The sequence below is a fragment of the Mesorhizobium sp. B283B1A genome (assembly GCF_020165735.1).
Taxonomy (GTDB): Bacteria; Pseudomonadota; Alphaproteobacteria; order Rhizobiales; family Rhizobiaceae; genus Mesorhizobium; species Mesorhizobium opportunistum.
This window is the reverse complement of the sequence record NZ_JAIUIQ010000003.1, coordinates 127,881-152,915: the sequence shown is the minus strand read 5'-3', so window position 1 is coordinate 152,915 and position 25,035 is coordinate 127,881. Positions and strand designations below refer to the sequence as shown.

The window sequence follows — 25,035 nt, the reverse complement described above, 5'->3', positions numbered from 1 at the left end:
GTTGGCCGTCGCGGCAAGGGTGATTGCGCGGTGGCAGGAAAATGGGGCACATCGGACGCTCGATCAAGCCGCAATCAGCAAGGCAGCAATCCTTGGACAAGGGCGCGACCACAGCCGACGCGAGACCTTTCGTCGTCACCAACCGTTCCGTGCTCGCAATCGCGGTGCCGATGACGCTTGCCTATCTGACGACGCCGATGCTCGGCCTGGTCGATACGGCCGTGATCGGCCAGTTCGGCGATGCCGCCTTGCTCGGCGGCCTGGCGGCGGGCGCGCTGGTCTTCGATGTCGTCTTCACCGGCTTCAATTTCCTGCGCTCGGGCACCACCGGCCTCGTCGCCCAGGCTTTCGGGCGTGGCGACGCGCCCGAGGAACAGGCGGTATTCTGGCGCGCCGTGCTGATCGCGGTCGTCGCCGGCATCGTAATGGCGGCACTTTCGCCGTTGATCGCCGTCGGCGGCCAGTGGTTCATGGATGCCGGACCGCGCGTCAGCGAGGCGATGGGCGTCTATGTCAGGATCAGGCTGCTCGCCGCGCCCTTCTCGCTGATCAACTACGCCATCCTTGGCTATGTGCTGGGCCGCGGCGAGGGCGGGCTTGGGTTGGTGCTGCAACTGGTGCTCAACGGCATCAACATCGCGCTCTGCTTCCTGCTCGGACTGGAACTTGGCTGGGGCGTTGCCGGCGTTGCCTGGGCGACCGTCAGTGGCGAATTCCTGGCCATGCTGCTCGGTCTGGCCATCGTCATCAGGCGGTTCCGGACGGCGCCGCCCTTGCCCCGCCATCGCTTGCTCGACATGTCCGCCTTCCTGCGCATGATGTCGCTCAACCGCGATATCATGATCCGCTCGTTCTCGCTGCTTGCCGCCTTCGCGCTGTTCACGCGCCAGGGCGCGCAGTTCGGCACCGTGACGCTGGCCGCCAATGCGGTGTTGATGAATTTCTTCCTTGTCGCCGGCTATTTCCTCGACGGTTTCGCCACCGCCGCCGAACAGCTCGCCGGCCGCGCCGTCGGTGCACGCGCGGAGCAGCCCTTCCGTCAGGCCGTGCGGCTGACGCTGTTCTGGGGTTTCGGGCTGGCCGGGGCCGCGACGCTGGTGCTTCTGTTGGCCGGTGCCAATCTGGTCGCCGTCGTCACGACATCGCAGGAGGTACGCTCCGTGGCCGACATCTACCTGCCGTGGGCGGCATTCACCGCGCTGAGCGGCGTGCTGGCGTTCCAGATGGACGGCGTCTTCATCGGCGCGACCTGGTCGCGCGACATGCGCAACATGATGCTCTTGTCGTTCCTGGTTTTCGCCGCCGCGCTGCTGACCCTGGCGCCGGCCTTCGGCAATCACGGCCTGTGGGCGGCGCTGCACGTGTTCCTGCTCGCGCGCGGCTTCAGCCTGCTGACGATTCTACAACTGCGAATGCGCACGGCGTTCAGCTGAGTGGCTTCGACGCCCACCGATCGAGATTGCTGTCGCGCAATTCGCGGATGGACTTGAGGCGCCCTTTTTCCATGAAGCTTACCATCCCTGCAATAATGCGGCTTGGCAGTGCCGGTCCGGCGTAGATCATGCTGGTGTAGAGTTGGACGAGATCGGCACCCGCGCGGATTTTCTCCAGTGCGGCGTCCGTAGTATCGACGCCGCCGACGCCTATGATGGTCCTCTCGGGGCCAAGCAGCCTGCGCATTTTCGCCAGCACGATGGTCGAGCGTTCGAACAGCGGCTTGCCCGACAGTCCGCCCGTCTCGCGCGCAACGTCGCCGCTGCGCAAGGCCGGTCGCGAAATGGTGGTGTTGGAGACGATGACGCCGTCGATCTTTTTCTCGGTCACCTCGGCGGCGATGTCCTCCAGTTCGGCCTCGACCAGGTCCGGCGCGATCTTCAGGAAGACCGGCGGCTGCGCGGACGCCGCGGCGCGTGCGGCCATGACCCGCGACAGCAGTTCGCCGAGCTGTTCGTGTGCCTGCATGTTGCGCAGGCCGGGTGTGTTTGGCGAGGAGATGTTGACGGTGAGATAGCTGGCATAGGCCGCAAAGCGGGCGACGCCGCGCTCATAATCGCCGATGCGGTCGGCACTATCCTTGTTGGCGCCGATGTTGACCCCGACGATGCCGCCACGACCCTTGCGGGCGGCGAGGCGTTTTTCGGCAGCCGCATGGCCTTCATTGTTGAAGCCAAGACGGTTGATCACCGCCTCATCCGCCGTCAGCCGAAAGATCCGCGGCTTCGAATTGCCGGCCTGTGGCAGCGGCGTGACCGTGCCGACCTCGGCAAAGCCGAAACCGAGGCCAAGCAGCGCATCGGGCACCTCGGCGTTCTTGTCATAGCCGGCCGCCATGCCGAGCGGGTTCGGGAAATCGAGACCACAGAGACAGACCTTCAGCCTGGCATCGCGCGTTGCACGCGCGCCAACCGGCAGGCCGCAGCGCAGCGCCGCGATCGACAGGCCATGCGCGGTTTCCGGATCGAAGGTGAACAGCAGCTTCTGGCCGATCCGGTCGAGCACGCTCATTGCCCCTCCAGCGGCGGGAACTGGTGGGTGCCGTCGGCGCCGAGCGGCAATGGCTTGACCCACTTGACCGCTTTCAGGTTCAGCACGCCGTAAAGATGCGGGAACAGTGCGCCGCCGCGCGAGACTTCGTATTTCAGGGCATCGCCCAGGCTGGCGTCGTCGATGGCGACCAGCAGAAGATCCGTCTGGCCGGAAAAATGTTTTGCCGCTGTTTCCCTGACCTGCGAAGCCGTGGAGAAGTGGATGAAGCCGTCGGCGACATCGATCGCGGCACCAGTGAAACGGCCATTGGTTTCGGCCTCGCGCCAAGCCGCTTCCGGGGTTATCTTATAGATAAACTGAGACATGGTTGCGCTATAGAGCAATTCCAGGACAAGTGTGAAACGGTTTTCCGTCCGGAATTGCGTCAAAACGAATCCGAACCAGCCGTGCGGGAAAGGCCACGCCAAGGGTCTTCCCCATTTCCGGCGCAAAGATGCGATATTTTAGGCTTTGGCCATGGAGGACAACATGCGTCTGCAGCACATCTTGATCCCCGCCGCGCTCGTTTCGCTGGTCGCGGCTTCAGCATATTCGGAAGAAACCGATCGCTACCGGCTGGAAAAGTCGGCCACCGGCTATATCCGCATGGACACCCAGACCGGCGCGATGTCGATCTGCGAGGAACGCTCCGGGCAGCTCGTCTGCAAGATGGCGGCCGACGAGCGCGCCGCTTTCCAGGACGAGGTCGACCGCTTGCAGACCTCGATGAAGGCGATGGACGAGCGCGTCACCAAGCTGGAAAATTCGCTCTCCGCCCGGCTCGAATCGAAGCTGCCGAGCGAGGAGGAATTCAACAAGACGATGAGCTACATGGAGCGCTTCCTGCGCGGCTTCATGGGCATCGTCAAGGATATGGACAAGGACAAGGGTGACGGCGCCCAGCTCAACTCGCAGAAGACCTGAGCGCTATAGACAAGGGAAAACGCGGCGCGCTGGCTTTGCCGCTTGAAAACAGCGCGCCGCCCCTCATAATCGTCCAACGTGCCCCGGAAAAAGCCTAAAAAATCATCGGGGATTCGGGGAGGGACATTTGCCGTCAGGCTATTCTTTCGTCATCGCCGACGATCATCCGCTGTTTCGCGGCGCGCTGCGCGAGGCGCTCGCCGGCATCGGCAATGTCGCCGCCATCCACGAGGCCGGCGATTTCGAAAGCGCCAAGGCGCTGGTCGTGGCCAATGAGGATGTCGATCTGGTGCTGCTCGACCTGTCGATGCCGGGCGCCAGCGGTCTCTCCGGTCTGGTTTCGCTGCGCGGCGTCCATCCGTCGGTGCCGCTGGTCGTGGTCTCGGCGCATGATGACCCGGCGACGATCAGGCGCGCGCTCGATCTCGGCGCTTCCGGCTTCATCTCCAAATCGGCCAGCATGGAGGAGATCCGCAATGCCGTGCAGTCGGTGCTTGCCGGCGACATCGCGGCACCCGCCGGCATCGATCTCGGCGTCGAGCGCGATCCCGAAATCTCGGACCTGATCAAGCGGCTGCAGGCGCTGACGCCGCAGCAGACCCGGGTGCTTGGCATGCTGGCGGAAGGCCTGCTCAACAAGCAGATCGCCTATGAACTCGGCGTCTCCGAGGCGACCATCAAGGCGCATGTCTCGGCCATCCTGCAGAAGCTCGGCGTCGACAGTCGCACCCAGGCGGTGATCCTTTTATCCAAGATCGGCGGCGACCCGCTGCAGCCGACGAGCTGACCTATTCCGCCGCCGAGGCCAGCGGCCTGACCCTGGCCATCATCGAACGCAGCACGGCGGGTTTCAGCGGCTTGTTGATCACCGGGATCTCAAGCTCGCTCGCGGCCGCCCGCACCTCGTTGGAGCGGTCGGCGGTGACCAGCACGGCCGGCAGGTCGCTGCCATGGGCCGCCCGCAGCCTGACGATCATCTCGAGACCGGTTTCGCCGTCGAGATGGTAGTCGGCAAGCACGATGTCCGGGCGGCCGATCGCGGCGGTCTCCAGATCGCGTGAGCCGGATACGGTGTCGACATGGCACCCCCAGCCTTCGAGCAGCAGCCGCATGCCTTCGAGGATGCGGGCATCATTGTCGATGCAAAGCACATGCAATCCCGCCAACGAAGCCGCCGCCCGGGCAGGGCCTCTGGTCTTTTCGACCTCGCGTCGCGGCTCCTGCATGGCAGCGACCGGCAAAACAACGGAAAAGCGCGTGCCTTTGCCTGGATTGGAGAAGATGCGGATTTCGAGCCTGAGCACCCGGGCGATGCGGTCGACGATGGAGAGGCCGAGGCCGAGGCCCTCGGCCTCTCGCGCACCCTCGTCCAGTCGCGTGAATTCGCGAAAGACCGTGTTCAGCTTGTCACCGGCAATGCCGATGCCGGTGTCGATCACCTGGATCTCCGCCAATTCGCCGCGCCGCCTGACGCCGACCAGGACGCGGCCGTGCCGCGTGTATTTGATGGCGTTCGAGACGAGATTCTGGATCAGGCGACGCAATAGATTGCGGTCCGTCATTACCGTCAGCGACGATGGCATGATCGTCAGCCCGAGCTTCTTTTCGGCGGCAAGCGGCCGGAAGTCGTTGCCGATCTGGCTCAGCAGTCCGTCGAGGGTGAAGGCGCTGTCATCCGGCTTCATCGCGCCGGCATCGAGGCGCGAGATGTCGAGCACGGCGCCCAGGATCGTCTCGACCGATTCCAGCGAGGATTCGATGTTGACGGCCGCCTTTCCGGCCGGCCCCTTGCCGGCTTTTTCGATCAGCGAGGAGCAATAGAGCCGGGCGGCGTTCAGCGGCTGCAGGATGTCGTGGCCGGCGGCGGCGAGGAAGCGCGTCTTGCCGAGATTGGCCTCCTCGGCCAGCATCTGCGCCTGCGCCAACTCCTCATTGACCCTGGTCAGTTCGATGGTGCGGGTCTTGACGCGCTGCTCCAGCGATTCATTGGCGCGCTTCAGCGCCAGATCCTGTTCGACGCGCCCGGAAATGTCGGCATAGGTGGCGACGATGCCGCCATCCGGCATCGGGTTGGACCGCAGTTCCAGGATGCGGCCGCTGGTCTTCAATTCCATCTGCCAGGGGCTGACGAAACTGGTCAGCCGGTTGAGCATCGTCACCCGCTGGTCGGCGGGGATGTCGCCGCGTTCGGCCAGATGGCGCAGGATCTGGTCGAGCGAGACGCCGACCTGGCCCATGTCGTCGGGCAGGTCGAACAGCGCCCGGTACTGGCGGTTCCAGCAGATCAGCCTGAAATCGCGGTCGAAGACGGTGATGCCTTGCTCCATCTGGTCGAGCGCGATCTGCAAGAGGTCGCGGTTGTGCTGCAGCGCCTCGGTGGCGTCGTCGAGCAGGCGGAAGGCATCGCTGGATTCGCGGTCGTGGCGCCGGAACAGCAGCGACAGGATCAGCCGCGCCGAGGAGGAACCGACAGCACTTGCCAGCAGTTGCTCGGAGAAGCGGATCACGTCCATGCTCGCCTGCTCCTTGCCGAGCAGCGTGGTGCCGTTGGTCTTCTCGAATGATTGGAAGGAGCGCTCGGTGCGTTCGACGCCGAGATAACGCCCGATCGTATCCTTGAGGTCGTTGACGGTGATGGCGGTGCGGAAGCGGCGCAGGCTCGGCATCGGGCCGGCATCCCTTGGCACGAAGATCGATGCCTGGATGCGCTCCAGCGGCACCGACGCGCGCGACAGCGAGCCAAGCACGAAGAACAGCGTGTTGATCGAAAGGCTCCATAACACGCCGTGGTTCAGTGGTTCGGCCACAGTGCCGAACAGGGCCTGCGGCCGCAGCGCTTCGAAGCCGAACAGCCCGTGCACGACCATGTCGGTATCGGGCGCGACAAGCGAGGGCAAAAGCAGCGTGTAGCCCCAGACGAGGATGCCGGCGACCATGCCGAGCGCGGCGCCCCTGCCGTTGGCGCCGCGCCAGATCAGGCCGCCGACCAGTGCCGGCGCGAACTGCGCGATGGCCGCGAACGACATCAGGCCGATCGATGACAGTCGTGCGCTGTTGGTGCTCTCGCGGTAGTAGAGGAAAGCGATGAACAACAGGATGAAGATCGCCCCGCGCCGCACATTGAGGATCAGCGTCGACCAGTCCTCGTTCTCCGAGGTCGAGGTCTTGAGCAGCCGGCGTACGAACAGCGGAATGACGAGATCGTTGGAGATCATGATCGACAGCGCCACGCTTTCAACGATCACCATGGCCGTTGCCGCCGACAAGCCGCCGATGAAGGCCGCCATGGCAAGCACGTCATGGCCGCTGAACAAGGGCAGTGACAGCACGTAGAGATCGCTGCTGGTGCCGGTGCCGACCAGGGAAAGGCCGGCAAAGGCGATCGGCAGCACGAACAGGTTGATCGCCACGAGGTAGAGCGGGAACACCCAGGTCGCGGTGCGCAGTTCGGCCTCGCCGCGGTTCTCGACGATGGTGACGTAGAACTGCCGCGGCAACAGGATGATGGCAAAGCCGCTCAAGCCCGTCAGCACCAGCCAGGTGGCGAGCGAAGTGTTATAGCCCATCGCCTGACGCACCTGCCCATTCTGCGCCAGCTTGGCGAACATGTCGCCAGGGCCGCCGAAGATCAGGAAGGTGACCATCAGGCCGATCGCCAGGAAGGCGGCAAGCTTGACCACGGTCTCGACCGCCACCGCCAGCACCAGTCCGTCCTGGTGCTCGGTGGCGTCGGCGTGGCGGGTGCCGAACAGCACCGCGAACAGCGCCAAGAGCATGGCGACGACCAGCGAGATGTCGCTGACGAACGGATCGAAGGACGGCGGCGATCCCGTATAGTGCTCGACCATCAGGCTGACCGAACCGGAGATCGCCTTCAGCTGCAGCGCGATGTAGGGCACCGCACCGATGGTCGCGATCAGCGTGGCGATCGCGGCGACGGTGAAGCTCTTGCCGTAGCGGGCGCCAAGGAAGTCGGCGATCGAGGTGATCTTCTCGGTCTTGGCCAGCCGCACGATGCGGTTAAGCAGCGGGAAGCCGAACACGAACACCAGCACCGGGCCGGTATAGATGCCGAGGAATTCGAGGCCGCGCTCGGAGGAGAGCCCGACCGAGCCGAAGAAGGTCCAGGAGGTGCAGTAGATGGCAAGGCTGAGCGCATAGATGAAGGGCCGCGCGCGGCCGGGTCCGGAGACAGCCGAGCGGCGGTCGCCCAGGCTGGCGATGGCGAACAGCAGCGTCACATAGGCGATCGCGATGATGACGATGAACAAGCCCTGCACGCCTGGAATTTCCTCCTTTGCCGCCTTTTTATCCGGCTTGTGCGAACGCAATCACAGCTTGGCTCTGGAGTCCATCGCGGCTTTGGCAGCATGATCGGGGCGACGAAGCGAGCCCGGGCGCTGCCTAAGGAGAAAGCGGTTGTTTTCCACTTTTTGCCCATGTTGCAACCGCAGGTTTTTGTTATGTTGCCGTCGGGTCGACGCCGCAAGGACGGAGCGGCAGCGCGGCCGGCCATGACAAGGAGGGTCGAATGCTGAGAGAATTCCAGGAATTCATTTCCAAGGGCAACGTGATGGACTTGGCGGTCGGCGTCATCATCGGCGCTGCGTTCGGCAAGATTGTCGATTCCCTTGTCAACGACATCATCATGCCGATCGTCGGTGCGATTTTCGGCGGCCTGGACTTCAACAACTATTTCTTTGGATTGTCCTCTGCCGTGAACGCCACCTCGCTGGCCGACGCCAAGAAACAGGGTGCGGTCTTTGCCTATGGCAGCTTCATCACGGTGGTGCTGAACTTCCTCATCCTCGCCTTCATCATCTTTCTCATGGTCAAGGCGGTGAACAATTTGCGCAGGCGGCTCGAGGCCGAGAAGCCTGCGGCCCCCGCCGCGCCGCCCCCCGCCGATGTTGCGTTGCTCACCGAAATCCGCGATCTGCTCGCCAGGCGATAACGTAGCCAACCGTTGCTGGACCAAAACCCCGGCCGTTCTCGGCCGGGGTTTTCCGTTCAAGCATCTGGTAAAGAGCGGCAACCCTAATCGAAAACGGATTTGCCCATGAGCCTGATCGACAGCTTTCGCGCCGAAGCCCGTGCCGCACCTGAGAGCGGCATTGTCGCCGTCGTCAATTACGGCCGCCTGCGTGAGGGGCTGATCCCGCTCTGGGCCGGCGAGGGCGACCTGCCGACACCGGCCTTCATCACCGATGCCGCGTCGAAGGCGCTGGCCGGCGGCGAGACGTTCTACACCTGGCAGAGGGGCATTCCCGACCTCAGGCAGGCGCTGGCCCGCTACTACGCCAGGCATTTCGCCAAGACCTTCCCGGAGGAGCAATTCATCGTCACCGGATCCGGCATGCATGCCATCCAGATGTCCCTTACCGCTCTCGCCGGCGCTGGCGATGAGGTGATCTATCTGTCGCCGGCCTGGCCGAATTTCGACGCTGCCGCCGCCCTGTCGGGCGCCGTTCCGGTGGCGGTCACGCTCGATCATTCCGGCAATGGCTGGTCCTGCGACGTCGAGAAGATCGCCGCGGCGATCACCCCGCGCACCAAGGCGCTGTTCATCAACACGCCGTCGAACCCGACCGGCTGGACCGCCGATCACGAGACCTTGCGGGCGATCCTCGATCTCGCCCGCGCCAGGAACGTGTGGATCATCGCCGACGAAATCTATTCGCTGTTCCACTATGGCCATGGCCGCGCGCCGTCCTTCCTCGACATAGCCACGGCGGAAGACCGCATCCTGTTCGTCAACTCGTTTTCCAAGAACTGGGCAATGACCGGCTGGCGCGTCGGCTGGATCAAGACGCATCCGAGCCTGCAGCAGGTGTTCGAGAACCTGATCCAGTATTCGAATTCCGGAGTCGCCCAGTTCATGCAGCGCGGCGCTGTCGCAGCTCTCGACGAGGGCGATGGTTTCGTCGCCGAACAGGTGGAGCGGGCGAGGAAGGCGCGCGACCTGGTCTGCGGCATTCTCGGCGCCACCGGCCGCGCCCGGTTTACCGTGCCGCAAGGCGCCTTCTATTTGTTCTTCACGGTCGACGGCATCACCGATTCGCGCGCGGCGGCCTTCGACATCGTTGACAAGGCCAATGTCGGCCTGGCTCCGGGAACCGCCTTCGGTCCCGGCGGCGAAGCCTTCCTCAGGCTGTGCTTCCACCGCCGCCTCGACCAGATCGAGGAGGCCGCGCATCGGCTGGCGAAGTGGATGGGAACTGTCTGAGCAGGCGGCGAAGCCCGAACTGGAAGTCGCTCTGGTGCCTCAGATGCCGCCGGAGTTGAGTTTCAAACGGGCTTTCAGCCGCCTGACTTGGGCACCAGCAGCGGCACGATCCGGTCGCTCTTGGTGACAGAAGGCCGGCCGGCGGAACCATAGGGAATGCCCAGCGCATCCCAGGTCTCGACCAGCGCATCCTGCAGTCCCGCGATCAACTCATCCGAATGGAACGGCGTCGGCGTGATGCGCAGCCGTTCCGTGCCACGCGGCACGGTCGGATAGTTGATCGGCTGGATGTAGATGCCGTGCACGCCAAGCAGGCGGTCGCTGGCCATCTTGCACAGTTCGGGGTCACCGACCAGCAGCGGCACGATATGGGTCGGCGATTCCATCACCGGCAGGCCGGCGGCCGCCAGGATCTGCTTGGTGCGGCTCGCCTGCTGCTGCTGGGCGTCGCGCTCGGCCTGCGAGCGCTTGAGATGGCGGATCGAAGTGGTGGCCGCGGCGGCGATCGCCGGCGGCAGCGCCGTGGTGAAGATGAAGCCCGGTGCATAGGAGCGCACCGCGTCGATCACCGCACTGGTGCCGGTGATATAGCCTCCCAGCGTGCCGAACGCCTTGGCCAGCGTCCCTTCGATGATGTCGATGCGGTCGGCCAGGCCCTCGCGCTCGGTGATGCCGCCGCCGCGCGGCCCGTACATGCCGACCGCGTGGACCTCGTCGATATAGGTCATGGCGTTATGGCGTTCGGCCAGTTCGACGATCTCTTTGATCGGCGCGATGTCGCCATCCATCGAATAGACGCTTTCGAAGACGATCAGCTTGGCGCGTTCGCGGCCGGCCGCCTGCAGCAGGCTTTCCAGATGCGCGACGTCATTGTGGCGGAAGATCTTCTTTTCGGCGCCCGAACGCCGCACGCCCTCGATCATCGAGGCGTGGTTCAGCTCGTCCGAGATGATCAGGCAGTTGGGCAAAAGCCGGGCGATGGTCGAGATCGAGGCTTCGTTGGAGACGAAGCCGGAGGTGAAGACCAGGCCTGCTTCCTTGCCGTGCAGGTCGGCAAGCTCGTGCTCGAGCTCGACCAGCGGGTTCGAGGTGCCGGAAATGTTGCGGGTGCCGCCGGCGCCCGAGCCCATCTTGCCGGCCGCGTCCTGGAACGCGGCGATGACGTCGGGATGCTGGCCCATGCCGAGATAATCGTTGGAGCACCAGACGGTGATTTCCTCGGCGCGGCCGTTGGAACGCCATATGGCGCGCGGAAACTTGCCCGCGATGCGCTCGAGATCGGCGAAGATGCGATAACGCCGCTCGGCATGGAGCTGGTCGATCGCTTCTTCGAAGAACCGCTGGTAGTTCATGTCGGCTTCCCAATTTTGCGCGGGATCATAGTCATTGCCCTTTTGGCCGTCCACCGGGCCGCTTTGGTCAAAATGCCACGCCCCGCACCTGTTCCTAACGATCCCGGATCGTGGCCTATTCCCTCCACGGTACCCCTTTGGATCACTTTTGTTTCAGCTCGATGCCACATCAAGTGAACGCCGGTTACCTAGGGTACTAATGGCCATCCGCCAGGCTTTCCAGTAAGGCGGTTGTTGAGACAGTTTCCGATAAATCTTGGGTAAGCGAGGACTTGGGATGGCGGTTTTGGTGACAGGCGGCGCCGGCTATATCGGCAGCCATATGGTCTGGGAATTGCTGGATGCCGGCGACAGCGTGGTCGTTCTCGACCGTCTGTCCACCGGCTTCGAATGGGCGGTGGCGCCGGAGGCAAAGCTGGTCGTCGGCGATGTCGCGGACAAGGAGTTGGTCGGTTCGATCATCAGGGACAACAAGGTCGACGCCATTATCCATTTCGCCGGCTCCATCGTCGTCCCGGAATCTGTTTCCGACCCGCTCGCCTATTACGAGAACAACACTTCGAAGACGCGCACGCTGATCGAAACCGCGGTGCGCGAAGGCGTTCCCAATTTCATCTTTTCCTCGACCGCCGCCGTCTATGGCGGCGCCGGACTGGAGCCGGTGCGCGAGGATGCCCGCCTGGCGCCGGAATCGCCCTATGGCCTGTCCAAGCTGATGAGCGAATGGATGCTGCGCGATGCCAGCCTCGCGCACGACATCCGCTATACCGCGCTGCGCTACTTCAACGTCGCCGGCGCTGATCCCAAGGGCCGCACCGGCCAGTCGACGCCCGGCGCCACCCACCTGATCAAGGTCGCCTGCGAGACCGCGCTCGGCAAGCGGCCCTTCATGCAGGTGTTCGGCACCGATTATCCGACACCGGACGGCACCTGCATGCGTGACTATATCCATGTCAGCGATCTGGCGGCGGCGCATCGCCTGGCCTTGCAGCGGCTGCGCGCCGGGGGCAAGAGCCTCGTCGCCAATTGCGGCTACAGCCATGGCTATTCGGTGCTCGAGGTCATCGACAGCGTGCGCCGTGCCTTCGGCCATGACTTCGAGGTGAAGATGGGCGACCGCCGCCCCGGTGACGCCGCGGCGGTGGTTGCCAATTCGGATCTCGCCCGGGCTGAACTCGGCTGGACACCGCAGCGCGACGATCTCGACCAGATCGTTGCCGACGCGCTCGCCTGGGAACGCATCCTGACCGGCAAGAACTCCTCGCGCGGCTGAGTCACTCCCCAAGGGCTCGCAAGCCACCCGGCGAAGCGCTATGGAAGGCATTCGCGGAGGGCGCGGAAGCGCTGCACCGTGTCGAGCTTGGGAGATGGCATGAAGATAACGGTGCTCGGAGCCGGCGTTGTCGGTACGGCGGCGGCCTATTACCTGGCCGGCGATGGCCACGAGGTCACCGTGATCGAGCGCCACGCGGCGCCGGCGCGCGGCACCAGCCAGTCGAATGCCGGCCTGGTGTCGCCGGGCGACGCCACCGCCTGGGCCTCGCCGGCGGCGCTGAAGACGTTCCTGCGCGCGCTCTACAACCACGATCTCGGCATCAAGGTGCGGTTGCGCTTCGATCCCTATTTCCTTGCCTGGAGCCTGCGCTTCCTGCGCCAATGCACCGTGGCGCGCCTGCGCGCCAACAGCCAGGTCAAGCTGCGCCTGGCGCTCTATTCCAGGGATTGCATCAACGCCATCTCCGCCGAAACGGGCATCGGCTACGACGAGCGCAAGAAGGGCATCCTCTATTTCTTCCGCTCGCAGCACAGTCTCGACACCGGCACCAACAATTACCGCTATCTCGCCGAGCATGGCCTGCCGATCGAGATCGTCGGCCGCGAGCGGCTGGTGGAGCTTGAACCGGGTCTTGCCGGCGTGAAGGAAAAGATCGCCGGCGGCGTCTATTCGCCGATCGACCAGACCGGCGATTCCCGCCAGTTCGTCGAAAAACTCGCCGCTCATGCCGCCGAGAAGCTTGGCGTGAAATTTCTCTATGGCACCGCGGTCGAGGGGCTGGACATCGAGGGCGACCGGGTGCGCGCGGTGATGACCTCGGCTGGACCGATTGCTGGCGATGCCGTGGTCATCTCTATGGGACCGGAAAGTGGTCTGCTCGGCCGCCGTTACGGCATCGACCTGCCGGTCTACCCGGTGAAGGGCTATACCGCGACCATTCCTCTGGAAGACGAGAGCAAGGGGCCGACCATGGGCGGCGCCGACGAGGATCAGCTGATGGCGTATTCGCGCCTTGGCAATCGGTTGCGATTGGCTTCGACCGCCGAATTCACCGGCTTCGACCGCACCCACAAACCCAGCGACTTCGCCACCATGTTCAGGACCGGCAAGGATCTGTTCCCCGGCGCCTTCGACGAGAAGAAGGCCGAACTCTGGGCAGGCCTCAGGCCAATGATGCCGAACTCCGTGCCGGTCATCGGCCAGGCGCGCTACAAAAACCTCTACCTTGACACCGGCCACGGCCATGTCGGCTGGACCATGGCCTGCGGCTCGGGAAAATTCCTTGCCGACCTGGTCGCCGGCCGCAAGCCGGAGATCGACCCGCAAGGGCTGGTTTACAGGGGCTAGAGATGTCGGGACCGCAAGTCGCCATCGACCTTGGCCGCATCGAGCGCAACGCCCGCACCATCGTCGACCGCTGCGCGCTGTCCAACATCAAGGTTTTCGGCGTCACCAAGGGCACCTGCGGCATGCCGCAAGTGGCGCGCGCCATGCTGCGGGGCGGCGTTGCCGGCATCGCTGAATCGCGCTTCGAAAATATCCGCCGGCTGCGCGACAGCGGCATCAACGCGCCGATCATGCTCTTGCGCAGCCCGCCGATGGCGCGTGTCGAGGAGGTGGTGCGCACCGTCGACATCAGCCTGCAGTCGGAACTCGCCACTATCCGCGAGATATCGCGCATCGCCGAGCGCATGGGCCGTATCCACGACATCATGCTGATGATCGATCTCGGCGATCTACGGGAAGGCATCTGGCCGAACGACCTTATCCCGACGGTGGAGCAGATCCTGCAATTCAAGGGCGTGCGCATTGCCGGCATCGGCACCAATCTCGGCTGTTTCGGCGCCATCATGCCGACGCCGGAAAACCTCGGACAGCTCGTCTCCCATGCCTACAAGACCGAGCGCCTGTCCGGCAAAAGTCTCGACTGGATCTCGGGCGGCGCCTCGTCGTCGCTGCAACTGCTGCTTGACGGCAAGCTGCCCGCTGGCATCAATAATCTCAGGGTCGGCGAGGCGATCCTGCAGGGCGGCATCGAGACCTTCCGCGACGTGCCATGGGCTGAACTCGAGCCCGATGCCTGCCGGCTCACCAGCGACATCATCGAGGTCAAGCTCAAGCCGTCGCGGCCGATCGGATCGTCCGGCTATGACGCCTTCGGCAACCAGCCTGTTTTCCCCGATGAGGGCGACAGGCTGCGCGCCATCGCCAATATCGGCCGCGAGGATGTGCTGGTCGAGGGCCTGACGCCGATCGCCAAGGGAATACGGGTGCTCGGCGCTTCGAGCGATCATCTGCTGCTGGATGTGCAGGACGCCGATCCGCGCCCCACCGTCGGCGACCGGGTCGCCTTCCGCATGAGCTATGGCGCCATGCTTTTGGCGATGACTTCGGAATATGTCGAAAAGGCCCCGATGCACGACGTCGAGGATTTTTCCGGCCGCAAGATGGTGTCGATCTCGGCGGAACGGGAAGCCGCCGGCATCCTGGCCCGGGAAGGCACTGGCGCGCGGCTGGAAGCGATCAGTTTCGACGTCGTCGAGCTCGCCGACATCGAGCGGCCGCCCTCGGGGCTGATCCGGCTCGCCGCCGGCGCCGACCGCCGCGTTGCGCACAAGGCGCTGACCGCGACGGCGCGCGCGACGCATTCCTTTGGCCTTATCTGGATCGACTCGGTCGCTGCCTTGATGCCCGAGGACGAAGAGGGGATCGACCTGCCGGAGGGCTCGGTGCTGGCGCGTGCGCTCGGCCTCGACCACAAGGCGGGTGCGATGCAGCCGCAGCTGTCGCCGGAAAATGTCGTCATCATTGGCCTGCGCCATGCCGATCCGGCCGAGGCGCGGGTGCTGAAGGATTCGCGCGTCTCGGCCTTCACCATGACCGACATCGATGCCATGGGCATGCGCGACCTGATGCACGAGGCGATCCGCATCGCCACCTCGGGAACGCAAGGTTTTCATGTCAGCTATTCGCCCACGGTGACCGAGTTTGCCGGCTGGGCGGCCGGTTCCGGCGGATTGACCGTGCGCGAGACGCACCAGGCGATGGAGGCAATCGCGGTGTCCGGCAAGTTGCTGTCCATGGACGTTTCAGGCCTGACGGCAGGTCTGGAGCCCAGGATCGGTGCCGACCTGGTCAACTTCGTCATGTCGGCCTTCGGCAAGCGGATCCTATGATCATCCCCGCGCTTCGACCGCCGCGCGCCAGGCATTGACATAGCCGGCCCAGGCCGCGCTGGTCGGCGGTTCAACTCGCTCGCCTTTGCCGTGCGCTGTCACCTGTTTCGTTGCCAGCAACGCCGCGCCGATGCTGGTGCCGGTGGCGGCCTCCGAGGCAATGACGGTGCGCCCCGTGACCGCCGCCAGCATGCCGACAAACAGCCGGTTGCGGGCGAAGGGCCCCTCGACGGTGGTCGGGCCTTCAGCGCCGATCAGGTCGAGGCAGGTCGCCGTCATCAGCGCCAGATAGAACGAGATGGCGGCGAAGCGCTGGCCACTGTTCATGTCGTCGGCATCAAGCCATGCCGCCGCCTGATGTGGGAACGGCCCCGACCCCTGCTGGGTCGACGGCAGCAGCAACGTCCTTCGCGCCAGCACGGCGTCGACATCTTCCTCGGTCCAGTTCTCCGGCTGGCCTTCCGTCAACAACGAAAATTCGCGCCCGCCCATGAAGCGGGCCGAGGGAACCGGATCGCCGAGCGCGTTGACATTGACCAGCGTGTCGCGCGCCGGGTCGAGCGTGACCTGTTTGCCGTCGACCGCCATCGACACCACCCAGGTGCCGGTCGAGACAACCGAAAACGGTGGCGCGTCGGATAGAAGGTGCGGCAGCAGCGATGCGTTGGAATCGTGCAGGCCGCAAAAAACAGGCGTTTGCGGATCGAGCCCGGTTCGCGCCGCAAGCGCGGGCAGGATCGGGCCGAGACGGTCCCTGGCCGGCCGCATCGGCGCCATCAACCCGCGCCAACCCATTCTGTCGACCAGCGACGAAAAATCCGATTTCCACGGGCTCCACAGATCGGTGTGGCAGCCGAGCGAGGTCACCTCGTTGGCGGCGATGCCGGTCAGCCGCAAGGCCCAGTATTGCGGATACATCAGCATGGCGGCGGCTTTTGCGAATTCGGCCGGGAAGCCTTTCTGCTGCCAGAAGAATTGCGCGCCGAGATTGAGGCCGAGCGGCAGGCGCGGCGTGCCGGTCTCGGCGAACGGCGGGCGAACAACGTCATAGTCCGCCGCCAGCCTGTCGGGGCCATCGAACTCATAGTCGAGCACAGGCAGCACCAGTTCGCCCGCGGCATCGACCAGCACGCCGGTCGCGCCATGGGTGGTGATGGAGATGGCGTCGATGCGCTGTTCGCGGTTGAGGCTTGCCAGGCTGTCGAGGATGAACGCCCACAGCGCTTCGACATCGTGATGCGGATAGGGCGCCTGGCACACCGGGGCATTCGCCGCGCGGCGCAGTGCCACCTCGCTCAGCGTTGCGAGATCGACCAGCGCCACCTTGGCGTTGGTCTTGCCGATGTCGATCACGGCGATGTGGCGCATCGCACTCATGCCATATGGAACACGGTTTCCAGCGGCACCGCCACCGGTTCATTGTCCGGCTTGGTCTCCATGAGGTCGGCCATATCAGCCCACCAGCGCTGCATCACCGGATGCCCGGGCAAATCGTCCATGCCGTGGTCGTCACGCCGCCACAGCACGCCGAACAGGATGTTGGTCTCCTCGTCGAGGTGAATCGAATAGTCGGAGACGCCGGCCTGCTTCAACAGCGCGACCAGCGACGGCCAGATTTCGTCGTGGCGCTTCTGGTACTCGGCCTTCATGCCGGGCCTGAGCTTCATCTTGAACGCGTATTTCTCAGGCATCAGCGTCCCCCGCGCAGCCGCCGCCACACGATCGGCAGCGCGATGACGATAATCAGCAGCAGGCCGATGAAGATCGACATGACGATGCCGGGCACGTTGAGCAGGCCGAGCCCGAAGGTCACCAGTCCCATGATGAAGGCGGCGAGCACGACGCCCAGGATGCTGCCGGCGCCGCCCAGGATGCTGACGCCGCCAAGCACCACCATGGTGATGACTTCGAGTTCATAGCCCTGCGCGATCGACGGCCTTGTCGAGCCGAGCCGCGAAGTGATCAGCACCGAGGCAATGCCCGCCATCAGTCCGGTCAGGCAGAACAGGGTGAATTTGATGCGGCCGACGCGCACGCCGGAAAACTGCGCGGCGACCGGATTGTTGCCGATCGCAAAGACGCGGCGGCCGAAGCTCGTGCGATGCAGCAGGAACCAGTAGATGACGGCGGCGATGAGGAAGAGCACCAGTTCGAACGACACCACCCACCAGACATAGCCCTGGCCGAAGAAGGCAAAACTCTCGGGATAGCCCTTGTAGGCCTGGTCGCCGAGGATGATGAAGGCGATGCCGCGAAACAAGCTCATCGTGCCGATGGTGACGACGATCGAGGGCAGGCCGAGCCTTGTCACCAGCAGCCCGTTGAAGGCGCCGCAGCCGAGCCCGACGACGATGCCGATCAGCACCAGCACAGGCGTTCCGGCACCGGCCTGCACCGCCATGCCCATCATGGTCGAGGCCAGCGCGATGATCGCCGCCACCGACAGGTCGATTTCGCCCGAAATGATCAGCAGCGCCATGGCAAAGGCGATCAGCCCCTTCTCGGTGAAGTTGAAGGTCAGGTCCGAGAGCGAATAGGGGTCGAGGAAATAGGGCGAGGCGAAGCTGTTGATGGCGAAGATGGCGACCGCCACCACGACCAGCAGCGCTTCCCACGAAAAGATCGCCGAACGGAACGGCTTGTCGAGCCGGTCGGGAATGTGGCGCGCGGCAGGGACGTCGCTCATATTGCCTCCGCCTTTCTCAGGATGATGCGGCCCGGCTGGCGTTCGCCGCGCGCGTTGAGCACGACAGCCAGGATGATGGCGCTGCCCGAGATCGCCATCTGCCAGAAGGGCGAGATGTTGATGACCGGCAATGCGTTGGAGATGATGCCGAGGAACAACGCGCCGAGCACCGCCCCACCGACCGAGCCGATGCCGCCGGCTATCGAAATGCCGCCGATGACGCAGGCAGCGATGATGTTGAGCTCATAGCCGTTGGCGACCTCGACCGAGGCAATCACATAGCGCGAGATCCAGAGATAACCGGATAGCCCGCCGACCATGCCGGAGATGCAGAAGACGATGAATTTCGTGCGGCCGACATCGATGCCGGCATAGACCGACGCCGTCGGGTTGACGCCGATGGCGTAGATCGAGCGGCCGAGCGCGGTGCGCGTCATCACAACGAAGAACAGCGCGATGACCAGGATAGCGATCCAGGACAGCACCGGTATGCCGATGAAGGCCGCACGCTGGAAGCCGATGAATTCGGGGCTCATCTTGTCGGCATTGACCCAGGCGCCGCCGGACAGGACGAACGTGGCGCCGCGATAGATGGTCAGCGTGCCCAAGGTCACCACGATCGAGGGGATGTTCAGCCGCCACACCAGCAGACCGTTGATGGCGCCAAGCACCAGCCCGACGGCCAGCGCGATGACGATCAGCAGCGGGATCGGGATCGCCGGATGCGCGGCGTTGAGCATCGCCACCACCATGCCGGTGAAGCAGAGGTTCGACGCCATCGACAGGTCGATCGATCGGGTCAGGATGACCACCATCTGGCCGAGCGCCAGGATCATCAGGATCGAGGTGTCGTTGAACACCTGGCGCAGATTGCCGGGATCGGCAAAGGCCGGGAAGCGCGTCGAGATCAGCCCGATCAAAACGACGATCGCCGCAGCCAGCCAGATTTCGCGGTATTTCAACAAAGCCTTCATGCCGCGATCCCCGCTGCCGTCCGGACCAGCGTCTCGGCGTCCAGTTCCTTGTTGTCGTAGACCGCCGCGACCAGCCCTTCGCGCATGACGACGACGCGGTCCGACATGCCGAGGATTTCGGGAAGCTCCGACGATACCATGATCACCGACAGGCCTTGCGCCACCAACTCGGCCATGAAGCCGTGCACCGCGGCCTTGGAGCCGATGTCGATGCCTTTGGTCGGCTCGTCCAGGATGATGACCTTGGGCGCGGTCGCCAGCCATTTGGCGATGACGATCTTCTGCTGGTTGCCGCCCGACAGCGTGCCGACATCCTGGCTGAGCGAGGAGGCACGGAGGTCGAGCCGTTCAGTGTAGGAGCGGGCGAGCGAAAACTCTTCCGCCAGCCGCAGCAGGCCGGATTTGGAGGTGCGCTTGAGTGAAGGCAGCGAGACGTTCTGGAAGATCGGCAGGCCGATCACCACGCCTTGCTTGCCGCGCTCCTCCGGCACATAGACGATGCCGGCCTCGATCGAATCCGCCGCGGATTTCGGCGCGATCGCCTTGCCGTCCAGCGTGATGGTGCCGCTCGAAATGCGGGTGATGCCTGAAATCGCCTGCATCACCTCGCTGCGCCCGGCGCCGACAAGGCCGTAGAAGCCGAGGATTTCGCCCTTGTGCAGTTCGAAGCCGATGTCGTTGAATTCGGTCGGATGCGAAAGCCCGGAGACGGTGAGCACGGGCGCGCCGATCTGGGCCTTGCGCTGCGGAAAGATGTGATCGACCGAACGGCCGACCATCATGCGCACGATCTGGCTCTGGGCGGCATCCCTGATCAGGCCTTCGCCGACCATCTCGCCGTCGCGGAACACCGTGTAGCGGTCGGCGATCCGATAGATCTCGTCGAACTTGTGGCTGATGAACAGGATCGCCTTGCCTTGTTCCTTGAGAAACTCGATGAGCAAAAACAGCTCCTCGATCTCCTTCATCGAGAGCGCGGCGGTCGGCTCGTCCATGATGACGATCTGCGCGTCGATCGACATGGCCCGCGCCACGGCGACCAGATGCTTGTTGGCGATGCCGAGATCCTTCAATCTTGCATCGGCGTCGATATGGCCGGCATGCATGGCATCGAGCACTTCGCGCGCATTCTTGCGCATCGTACGCCAGTCGATGGTGCCAAATCGCGTGCGCGGAGCGTGGCCGAGAAAGATGTTTTCGGCAACGCTCAGATCGTCGAACAGCACCGTTTCCTGATGGATGGCGGTGACGCCATGGCCGAAGGCCGCATGCGCGCTGGGCAAGGTGACCGGCTGGCCATCTATGCTGATCGTGCCCGCGTCGGGCTGGTAGATGCCGGTCATGATCTTGACCAGCGTCGACTTTCCGGCGCCATTCTCGCCGATGAGCGCTGTCACCTGGCCAGGATAGAGCGACAGGCTGACATTGTGCAGCGCCCGCACGCCGGGAAAGCTCTTGGAGATGCCGGACAGCGTGAGGCGTGGGGCTGCCTTACCCTCCTCCTTGTGGGGAGGGTCGATCCCAATGTGAGCGGGGTGGGGGTCTACTAGCATATCAAGGTCCTGGTGCATGGAGATGTCGCCACCCCCACCCCGTCTCGCCTGCATCGCTTCGCGAAGCCAGCTCGCCGACCCTCCCCACAAGGGGGAGGGTGGTGCGAGCGTCCGAGATCAATAGATCTTGGAGAACTTCTCGATGTTGGACTTGTCGAACTGGAAGGGCGGAGCCATCGCAGCCGAGTTCGAGTCGTCGAGCGTGACCTTGCCGACGCGGCCGATCGACAGCGTCGCACCGGGCTTGGCCTCCTCCTTCTTCACCGCCAGGTCATGGGCGAGGTAGACGGCGGAGTAGCCGAGGTCGATCGGGTTCCAGAGAGCCACCGCCTGGCTGGCGCCGTTGTCGATGAACTTCTTGAACTCGGACGGCAGCGCGAGGCCGGTGACGTTGACCTTGCCGATCAGGTTCGCGTCGGTGACGACCTGGGCGGCGGCGACGACGCCGACGGTGGTCGGCGCGATGATCGCCTTGAGGTTCGGATAGGACTTCAACAGCCCCTTTGCTTCGTCGGTGCTCTTGGCCGAATCGTCATCGCCATAGACGGTGGCGACCAGTTTGATCTTCGGGAATTTCTCCGGAAGGATTTTCTTGGCCGCGTCGATCCAGGCGTTCTGGTTGGTCGCGGTCGAGGAGGCCGACAGGATGGCGACGTCGCCGCCTTCCGGCAGATAGTCGGCGGCAAGCTTGATGATGGTCTCACCGATCAGGCCGGTATCGGAGGGGTTGAGGTGAAGCTGGCGGCCTTCCTTGGCGACGCCCGAATCCCAGGAGATGACGGTGATGCCGCGCTCCATGGCCTTCTTCAGCACCGGCACCAGCGCGTCGGCGTCGTTTGCGGAAATCGCGATGGCGTTGACCTTCTGCGCGATCAGCGAATTGACCACTTCGATCTGCGCTTCGGCGGTCGCTTTGGTCGGGCCGGTGTAGATGATGTCGACATCGCCGAGTTCCTTGGCCGCCTCTTCGGCGCCCTTGTTGGCGGCATCGAAGAAGCCGTTGCCGAGCGACTTCACCACCAGCGCGATCTTGACGTTCTCGGCGTAGGCGGCATTCACGAACATGGCGGCGGAAAACGCCGCCGTAACCATCAATTTCTTCAGAAAGCTCATCGAATTTCCTCCCTTGAGCGTTGCATTCCATCGCCGCTGCCGGCGTGAGTTGGTCTCAGGCCTGCAGCGAAGATTCTTCCTTTGTCGATTTGCGGGCGACGATCAGCGTCACGCCCGCGGTCTCCAACATCTTGGCTTCGCGATCCTCGATGCCGTCGTCGGTGATGACCGTGGCGATGCGCGACAGGCCGCACAGGATCAGGCTGGAGCGCTTGCGGAATTTCGAGGAGTCGACCAGCACCACCAGCTCGTCGGCCTGGTCGATCAGCTTCTGCTCCGCCTGGATCAACAGCGGATCGCCTTCCATCAGGCCGAGCGGCCCCAACCCTTGAGCACCCATGAACATGCGGCGCGCGTAGAAATTGCGCGTCACGTCATTGTCGAAGGGCGACAGGATGATGTTCTGCTCGCGGTAGATCGTGCCGCCGGACAGCATCACCGTGTTCTTGGAATGCTTGAGCAGATGCTCGGCGATCGGGAATGAATTGGTGAAGATCGGCATGCGGCGGCCGGTCAGGAAATGCACCATCTGGAACGTCGTGGTGCCACCATTGATGATGATCGGCTCGCCATCCCCGCACAATTCGACCGCTTCACGCGCAATCGCCCGCTTCTGCGAAGCGTTGATCGTTTCGTTCACGGAAAAGGGCCGGCCGGCGAGCCCGATGAACTGCGGCGGCGAGATTGCCTCGGCGCCGCCGCGCACTCGCCGCAGCCGCTTCTGGACATGCAGTGCCGCGATATCGCGCCGGATCGTCGCCTCGGAGGACTCCGTCAGGTCGACCATCTCCTGCACCGTCACCACAGGCTTTTCCTGGACGGCGGACAGAATGATCCTGTGGCGCTCTTTTTCGTGCATGGTTCCTCCCTGCCTGGCCATCTAGGCACTCAAAACGAGCAGTGTCAATCATTTCCGATCATATAATTTCATTGTGCAGTGCAATATGATCGATCTTGATCGTTTATGATTGACAATCGGCCTGCTTGCGTAGACATTCCCGGCAAAATGGACTGCGCCCTTTTGCGTCCCAGGGAGGATACCTATGCTCGACAAGCGCTCCGGCTCGCGCCTGGCCAATCTGTGGGATGATGCGAAAGCCGAGGGGATGAGCGATCCCGAGCTTCTGGTCTATCGCTCGAACACGCTCGGCTCCGACAAGCGCGTCACCAACTATGGCGGCGGCAACACCTCCTCCAAGATCTGGCAGAAGGATCCGCTCAGCGGCGAGACCGTCGAGGTGCTCTGGGTCAAGGGCTCCGGCGGCGACAGCGCCTCGATCAAGCTCGATGGCTTCGCCACGCTCTACATGGACAAGTTGCGCGCGCTCAAAAGCCTTTATCGCGGCGTCGAGCATGAAGACGAGATGGTCGGCTTCCTGCCGCACTGCACGTTCAATCTCAATCCGCGCGCGGCCTCGATCGACACGCCGCTTCACGCCTATGTGCCGAAGCCTTTTGTCGACCACATGCATCCCGATGCCATCATCGCCATTGCCGCCGCGAAGGATTCCAAGGCGCTGACGAAAGAGATATTCGGCGACGCCATCGGCTGGTTGCCATGGAAGCGGCCGGGCTTCGAACTCGGCCTGTGGCTGGAGAAATTCTGCGTTGAACACCCCGAGGCCAAAGGCGTGATCCTGGAAAGCCACGGCCTGTTCACCTGGGGCGACACACCCAAGGAATGCTACGAAACGACGATCTCGGTGATCAATCAGGCGATCGAGTGGTTCGAGCGCCGCTCCGAGGGCCTCGCCATATTCGGCGGCGAAGCGGTGAAGTCGCTCGACGCCGCCGCACGCCGCGCCATCGCGGCGAAACTGATGCCGAAAATCCGCGGCCTGATCTCGGAGAAGAGCCACAAGCTCGGCCATTTCGACGACCAACCCGCCGTGCTCGAATTCGTCAACTCCAGGGATTTGCGCTCGCTGGCCGCACTTGGCACCTCGTGCCCGGACCACTTCCTGCGCACCAAGATCCGCCCGCTGGTCATCGAGTTCGATCCGGCCAAGCCCGATGTCGATGCCGTCATCGCCCGCCTCGCCGACGACATTGCCGCTTATCGTGTCGGCTACCAGGCCTATTACGACAGCTGCAAGCATGCGGACTCGCCCGCCATCCGCGATCCCAACGCCGTCGTCTACCTGATGCCCGGCGTCGGCATGTTCACCTTCGCCGGCGACAAGGCCACCGCGCGCATCTCGGGCGAATTCTACGTCAACGCCATCAACGTCATGCGCGGCGCGTCGACCGTCTCCTCCTATGTCGGCTTGCCAGCGCAGGAAGCCTTCGACATCGAATACTGGCTGCTCGAGGATCTGAAGCTGCAGCGCATGCCCAGACCGAAGTCGCTCGCCGGCCAGATCGCGCTGGTCACCGGCGGCGCCGGCGGCATTGGCCGGGCAACGGCCAACCGCCTGCTGCGCGAAGGCGCCTGCGTGGTGCTGGCCGACATCGACGAGGCTGCGCTCGCCAGCGCCAATGAGGAACTGGCCAAGGCCTACGGCAAGGATTTCGTCCGGCCCGTGGTGATCAACGTCACCTCGGAGGACCAGGTCGTCGCGGGCTTTGCCGAGACAGCGGTCGAGTTCGGCGGCATCGACATTCTGGTGTCGAATGCGGGGCTGGCCTCCTCGGCGCCGATCGAGCAAACCACGCTGGCGCTGTGGAATAAGAACATGGACATCCTGTCGACCGGCTATTTCCTGGTCTCGCGGGAAGCGTTCCGGCTGTTCAGGGTGCAGAAGATCGGCGGCAACGTCGTCTTCGTCGCCTCCAAGAACGGCCTTGCCGCATCGCCCAACGCCGCCGCTTATTGCACTGCCAAGGCGGCCGAAATCCATCTCGCCAGGTGTCTCGCGCTGGAAGGCGCGGAAGCCCAGATCAGGGTCAACGTCGTCAACCCGGATGCGGTGCTGCGTGGCTCGAAGATCTGGACCGGCGAGTGGAAGGAACAGCGCGCCGCCGCCTACAAGATGTCGACCGACGATCTGGAAGAGCACTACCGCTCGCGCTCGATGCTGAAGCGTTCGGTGTTTCCCGAAGACATCGCCGAAGCGATCTACTTCTTCGCTTCCGACATGTCGGCCAAGTCGACCGGCAACATCGTCAACGTCGACGCCGGCAACGCGCAGAGCTTTACGCGTTAGGCCTTCTTCCTTCTCCCCGTTCACGGGGAGAAGGTGGCCCGAAGGGCCGGATGAGGGGCAGCGCTGACGGAACGCATTTTGGG

The 25,035-nt window shown here is 64.0% G+C and carries 20 protein-coding genes; 9 read left to right on the top strand and 11 right to left on the bottom strand.

Annotation, left to right across the window (positions count from 1 at the left end; translation table 11 throughout):
- Positions 1-92: 92 nt before the first annotated feature.
- Positions 93-1,433 (top strand): MATE family efflux transporter, encoded by a 1,341-nt coding sequence (locus LB577_RS03320; protein WP_224685546.1) that lies wholly within the window; start codon positions 93-95, stop codon positions 1,431-1,433.
- Here LB577_RS03320 and LB577_RS03315 read toward each other — a convergent pair.
- Positions 1,426-2,505 (bottom strand): quinone-dependent dihydroorotate dehydrogenase, encoded by a 1,080-nt coding sequence (locus LB577_RS03315; protein ID WP_224685545.1) that lies wholly within the window; start codon positions 2,503-2,505, stop codon positions 1,426-1,428. The genes LB577_RS03320 and LB577_RS03315 overlap by 8 nt on opposite strands.
- Positions 2,502-2,852, bottom strand: coding sequence for a DUF952 domain-containing protein (locus tag LB577_RS03310; RefSeq protein ID WP_224685544.1), 351 nt, complete (start codon positions 2,850-2,852; stop codon positions 2,502-2,504). Before LB577_RS03310 ends, LB577_RS03315 begins: the two co-directional genes overlap by 4 nt.
- 163 nt (positions 2,853-3,015) lie before the next feature.
- Here LB577_RS03310 and LB577_RS03305 point away from each other — a divergent pair, with 163 nt between their 5' ends.
- Positions 3,016-3,450, top strand: a complete 435-nt coding sequence (locus LB577_RS03305) for a hypothetical protein (protein WP_023768334.1) — start codon at positions 3,016-3,018, stop codon at positions 3,448-3,450.
- A gap of 127 nt (positions 3,451-3,577) precedes the next feature.
- Complete coding sequence (locus LB577_RS03300) at positions 3,578-4,237, top strand: response regulator transcription factor (RefSeq protein ID WP_023768333.1); 660 nt, start codon at positions 3,578-3,580, stop codon at positions 4,235-4,237.
- Between the two features lies 1 nt (position 4,238).
- Here LB577_RS03300 and LB577_RS03295 read toward each other — a convergent pair whose 3' ends face one another.
- A complete protein-coding gene (locus LB577_RS03295) occupies positions 4,239-7,730 on the bottom strand; it encodes a PAS domain-containing hybrid sensor histidine kinase/response regulator (protein ID WP_224685543.1) in 3,492 nt (1,163 codons plus the stop codon).
- Positions 7,731-7,981: 251 nt separating this feature from the next.
- On the opposite strand from LB577_RS03295, the gene mscL reads away from it, so the two are divergent.
- Both mscL and LB577_RS03285 read left to right on the top strand, forming a co-directional pair.
- A complete protein-coding gene (gene mscL, locus LB577_RS03290) occupies positions 7,982-8,404 on the top strand; it encodes a large conductance mechanosensitive channel protein MscL (protein ID WP_224685542.1) in 423 nt (140 codons plus the stop codon).
- Positions 8,405-8,509: 105 nt separating this feature from the next.
- Complete coding sequence (locus LB577_RS03285; RefSeq protein ID WP_224685541.1) at positions 8,510-9,676, top strand: pyridoxal phosphate-dependent aminotransferase; 1,167 nt, start codon at positions 8,510-8,512, stop codon at positions 9,674-9,676.
- A gap of 74 nt (positions 9,677-9,750) precedes the next feature.
- Here LB577_RS03285 and hemA read toward each other — a convergent pair whose 3' ends face one another.
- Positions 9,751-11,028, bottom strand: a complete 1,278-nt coding sequence (gene hemA, locus LB577_RS03280) for a 5-aminolevulinate synthase (RefSeq protein ID WP_224685540.1) — start codon at positions 11,026-11,028, stop codon at positions 9,751-9,753.
- Positions 11,029-11,305: 277 nt separating this feature from the next.
- Here hemA and galE point away from each other — a divergent pair, with 277 nt between their 5' ends.
- The 3 genes from galE (at position 11,306) to LB577_RS03265 (ending at position 15,480) form a co-directional block, all read left to right on the top strand.
- Positions 11,306-12,301 carry a UDP-glucose 4-epimerase GalE gene (galE, locus tag LB577_RS03275; protein ID WP_224685539.1) on the top strand — a complete coding sequence of 332 codons (996 nt, stop codon included), beginning with the start codon at positions 11,306-11,308 and terminating at the stop codon, positions 12,299-12,301.
- A 99-nt stretch (positions 12,302-12,400) separates the two neighbouring features.
- Complete coding sequence (locus LB577_RS03270; RefSeq protein ID WP_224685538.1) at positions 12,401-13,651, top strand: D-amino acid dehydrogenase; 1,251 nt, start codon at positions 12,401-12,403, stop codon at positions 13,649-13,651.
- Positions 13,652-13,653: 2 nt separating this feature from the next.
- Positions 13,654-15,480 carry an alanine racemase gene (locus LB577_RS03265; RefSeq protein WP_224685537.1) on the top strand — a complete coding sequence of 609 codons (1,827 nt, stop codon included), beginning with the start codon at positions 13,654-13,656 and terminating at the stop codon, positions 15,478-15,480.
- On the opposite strand, the gene LB577_RS03260 is transcribed toward LB577_RS03265, so the two are convergent.
- The 7 genes from LB577_RS03260 to LB577_RS03230 form a co-directional block, all read right to left on the bottom strand.
- Positions 15,481-16,857: an FGGY-family carbohydrate kinase gene (locus tag LB577_RS03260; RefSeq protein ID WP_224685536.1), complete on the bottom strand. Its 1,377-nt coding sequence runs from the start codon at positions 16,855-16,857 to the stop codon at positions 15,481-15,483. It lies immediately after the preceding gene.
- A complete protein-coding gene (gene rhaM, locus LB577_RS03255; protein WP_224685535.1) occupies positions 16,854-17,171 on the bottom strand; it encodes an L-rhamnose mutarotase in 318 nt (105 codons plus the stop codon). The genes LB577_RS03260 and rhaM overlap by 4 nt, the downstream gene beginning before the upstream one ends.
- Complete coding sequence (locus tag LB577_RS03250) at positions 17,171-18,166, bottom strand: ABC transporter permease (RefSeq protein WP_224685534.1); 996 nt, start codon at positions 18,164-18,166, stop codon at positions 17,171-17,173. Before LB577_RS03250 ends, rhaM begins: the two co-directional genes overlap by 1 nt.
- The gene (locus LB577_RS03245) at positions 18,163-19,140 is read right to left on the bottom strand and encodes an ABC transporter permease (RefSeq protein ID WP_224685533.1); all 978 of its coding nucleotides are present in this window, start codon (positions 19,138-19,140) and stop codon (positions 18,163-18,165) included. Before LB577_RS03245 ends, LB577_RS03250 begins: the two co-directional genes overlap by 4 nt.
- On the bottom strand, positions 19,137-20,693 hold the full coding sequence (locus LB577_RS03240) for a sugar ABC transporter ATP-binding protein (protein ID WP_224685532.1): 1,557 nt from the start codon (positions 20,691-20,693) through the stop codon (positions 19,137-19,139). The genes LB577_RS03245 and LB577_RS03240 overlap by 4 nt, the downstream gene beginning before the upstream one ends.
- A gap of 117 nt (positions 20,694-20,810) precedes the next feature.
- The gene (rhaS, locus tag LB577_RS03235; protein WP_023769316.1) at positions 20,811-21,806 is read right to left on the bottom strand and encodes a rhamnose ABC transporter substrate-binding protein; all 996 of its coding nucleotides are present in this window, start codon (positions 21,804-21,806) and stop codon (positions 20,811-20,813) included.
- A gap of 55 nt (positions 21,807-21,861) precedes the next feature.
- Entirely contained in the window at positions 21,862-22,665 is an 804-nt protein-coding gene (locus LB577_RS03230) for a DeoR/GlpR family DNA-binding transcription regulator (RefSeq protein ID WP_224685531.1), read from the bottom strand.
- A gap of 184 nt (positions 22,666-22,849) precedes the next feature.
- Here LB577_RS03230 and LB577_RS03225 point away from each other — a divergent pair, with 184 nt between their 5' ends.
- Entirely contained in the window at positions 22,850-24,952 is a 2,103-nt protein-coding gene (locus LB577_RS03225) for a bifunctional rhamnulose-1-phosphate aldolase/short-chain dehydrogenase (RefSeq protein WP_224685530.1), read from the top strand.
- Positions 24,953-25,035: the final 83 nt, after the last annotated feature.